Annotated in this window: 4 protein-coding genes; all 4 read right to left on the bottom strand. The window is 34.9% G+C overall.

What is annotated here, in order from left to right:
* Positions 1 to 270: 270 nt before the first annotated feature.
* The gene (locus AC3DU7_RS28550; protein WP_488042636.1) at positions 271 to 651 is read right to left on the bottom strand and encodes a hypothetical protein; all 381 of its coding nucleotides are present in this window, start codon (positions 649 to 651) and stop codon (positions 271 to 273) included.
* 40 nt (positions 652 to 691) lie between these two features.
* Positions 692 to 1,843 (bottom strand): glycosyltransferase family 4 protein, encoded by a 1,152-nt coding sequence (locus AC3DU7_RS28545; protein WP_488042635.1) that lies wholly within the window; start codon positions 1,841 to 1,843, stop codon positions 692 to 694.
* Positions 1,844 to 2,415: 572 nt separating this feature from the next.
* Entirely contained in the window at positions 2,416 to 2,898 is a 483-nt protein-coding gene (gene petD / locus AC3DU7_RS28540) for a cytochrome b6-f complex subunit IV (protein WP_124145046.1), read from the bottom strand.
* 106 nt (positions 2,899 to 3,004) lie between these two features.
* Positions 3,005 to 3,600: cytochrome b6 (petB, locus tag AC3DU7_RS28535; protein ID WP_488042634.1), on the bottom strand; the 596-nt coding region annotated here is incomplete at its 5' end.

Genomic DNA, 3,600 nt, shown 5'->3' with positions numbered 1-3,600 from the left:
TCCGGTGTTCCCTAAAAGTTTTCAATATCTCACAACTCAAATCATATTGCTATAGCTGAAGCTAAATAATTAGGAATAAAAAAATTAAAATCAGATAAAATTAATTATGCTCAAGAGGTTTCCCAGGTCTAAACTATAAAATTCTGGTCTTATTTAATTTTCCAAAAAATTATGCTTGAAAGCCTCTCATTATAAGGGGATAAAAAGAAAAAATTTCCTTTTAGTCAATCCTCTTATTTTAAAGAAGAGGTAATTATTAATTATTAATTATTAATCTTCAATTTGCCGTGCATTAATCTCCACCGCAGATACATCGATAGTACCAGGAGGAGTTAATCTACTAAAGTTACCCCCTTCAACCTTAAGTGGTTCCCCACAACTAGGACATTGAAATTGAGTCTGATTTAAAGCAGTAAATTCATAACTACAAACAGGACATTTATCTATGATTAAATTACGATTTAACCACCAACGTAACCCAATAAATGCAATTATAGGCGTAATCAATATAAAACCAATCAATATCAAAACAGAATTAACTAACCATCCCAAACCTATAGACCCTAACAGCCAAACAACAGCTAAAACAATTATCCAATTACCAATACTGGCCAGTGTTAATTGAAATCCTTTTGAATTGCCTTGATTCACTTCATTATCTCCTTAAATATCCATCCTTTTTATATCCTAATCACAAATCTAAAAGTTGTTTTACCCTTTCAGTAAAGGCAACCCTACCAAACACTTTTACACTTTCTTCTCGCAACCAATTACCGTCACACCTTTGGTCTTCTCCCTTCAACATCTCAATACAAGCATTAGCTACTGCTTCTGGATCTCTATAAGGTACGCGCCATCCTAATTTTCCATCTTGTAAAGGTTCTGCCGAGCCATCCGCATCACCTGATAAAACAGGTATTCCACAGGCCATTGCTTCTAAATACACAATACCAAACCCTTCCTGAGAAGGCATTACATAAGCGTCAGCTACTTGATAATGTCTGACCAAATCTTCTGTGGGCACAAACCCAGCAAATATAACTTGTTTCTCTACCCCTAAATCTTCAGCTAACTTGGCCAACCGAGGTTGGTCGTCTCCTCTTCCAATGACTAAATACTTTACTTCTGGAAATATTGGTAGTATTCTAGGGAGGGCACGAATAGTAACATCAACACCTTTATAGGGGTCTCCTGACCAAAGTCTAGCGACAGTCATTAACACCTTTGTCCCTTCCAGTTTGTAACGCTCAATCAAATCTTTCGGTTTAGGCTGAGGAATAAAAATATTCTCATCTACCATACAGGGTAACAACTGAAACTTTTCTTGGTCTAGATAATTATTTTCACAACAGCGATCGCGACTGTACCGACTAATAGTTAAAATATTAGCTGCTTGTTTTAATGCCTGTTGATATTTATTTGGTAGTGGTTCCCACACTTCTTTGCCATAAGTGAAAACTTTGTAGGGAATGCCGAGAGGTGCACATAAAGTTTTAACTAATGGAGCTAAATTAATATGACCACAAAAAACTTGTTGAGGTTGTTTTTTCAGTAAACACCATAATAATGTTGTTGCTAACCTAAAACGACCCAACCAAAGAGGCTGAGTTTTTAAATAATAGAAATTTATACTCTTCGACTGATAGGGATTTTTACATTCTAGTCCATCTCTCAGTAATAATATATCAGTATCTAGAACCGAATCACAAGCATTTGTAGAATTTGTTGAGTCTTGGTAAGCCTGGAAAATATCTCTAACATAAGATTGAATGCCACCTTCACGAGATAAAATTTCCAGAAAAACAAATGTATTTCCTTTTTTTTCATTAATCTTGTTAGCCAACTTAATCTCCACATTATTATTTGTATTTTTTATTTTTCAGCAGCTCTAGATAGTATTAGCAAAACTTAGTAAAAGCCAGTTATATTTAAATTTTAAACAGAGATAATGAATATAAAAAACTATCAATTATAATTTATCTAACTTTAAGTGATTATATTACAATTACATCTCAAAAAAAGGCGTTTTACAACTATCAATCTATGCTAATAATAATATTTTTGCTAAAAACCATAAACTTTTTGATAGTTAAAAATGAAAAATCAAGCTTTTTAAACATATTTTACTTCAAAAAATAAGTCTGTTGAAAATAGTGGAATAGATTTATGAATGATTTGAGATTTTTGATGAAAAGCATTGTATATTTGAGAGTTGCTAGAACAATTAATATTAGGTTTTTTTAGTCAAAGTATCAACCAATTTTTGGTAATATTAATCCATAATTTGCAACCCCAAAAAAAATTTTACACCCTTTGAAAATTCACATAAGCACACAACTACAAATGTACTCATCAAGAAAATCAACAAAGGGTGTAAAATTTTATTCTAGAAGTCCCATTTTAGAACTCCCAGTCTTAGAATAGACCAAAAGTCAAGGATTTCTCAATTGGTAAAGTAGCACCAATACCTAACCACAGAGTTACTGCTGTACCAAACAGGAACACAGCAGTAGCTACTGGACGACGGAAAGGGTTTTGGAACTTATTGACACTTTCAATGAAAGGAACCAACATTAATCCCAGAGGAATAGAAGCCATTGCTACAATACCCAACAACTTATTAGGTACAGTACGCAGAATTTGAAACACTGGCCAGAAGTACCATTCAGGCAGAATTTCTAGAGGTGTAGCAAATGGATCTGCTGGTTCGCCAACCATAGCAGGATCTAGTACGGCTAAACCTACACACAAAGCAAATGTACCAACAATTACTACTGGAAATATATAGAGTAAGTCATTAGGCCAAGCAGGTTCACCATAATAATTGTGACCCATACCTTTAGCCAACTTAGCTCTTAATTGAGGATCGCTCAGATCCGGCTTTTTTAAAGTGGACATATTTTTTTTTCTCCGTAATCACTGAGAGCTAGTATTTGATTATTTTTGACACTCTCACCACTAAATCACTAAATTATAGTGGGAGATTCTCGCCTTATAGCTTAACTTACAAAGGTCCAGAGATACCTTGCTTACGAATCATCAAGAAGTGCAGTAGCATAAATACTGCAATTAGCCAAGGAAGTACAAAAGTATGAAGACTGTAGAAGCGAGTTAGAGTTGCTTGACCAACACTTGTACTACCACGCATTAGTTCTACAATAAATGGACCAACAAATGGAATTGCATCAGGTACACCAGAAACAATTTTTACAGCCCAATAACCAATTTGGTCCCAAGGTAGAGAATAACCTGTAACACCAAAACTAACGGTAATTACAGCCATAACTACGCCTGTTACCCAAGTAAGTTCGCGGGGTTTCTTGAAACCGCCTGTTAGATAAACTCGGAAAACATGAAGAATCATCATCAGCACCATCATACTGGCAGACCAACGATGGATGGAACGAATTAGCCAACCGAAGTTAACCTCAGTCATAATATATTGAACTGATGCTAGTGCTTCTGTTACTGTTGGCTTGTAGTAAAAAGTCATAGCAAACCCAGTAGCAAACTGGATGAGGAAGCAAACCAAAGTAATGCCACCCAAGCAGTAAAAAATATTTACATGGGGTGGAACATATTTGCTAGAAATATCGTCAG

The organism is Okeania sp. (genome assembly GCF_983059655.1).
This window is presented reverse-complemented; position numbering and strand designations above follow the sequence as displayed.

Coding starts and splice junctions, on each gene's coding strand:
- petD (WP_124145046.1), bottom strand. CDS start 2,898: ATGTCCACTTTAAAAAAGCCGGATCTGAGCGATCCTCAATTAAGAGCT.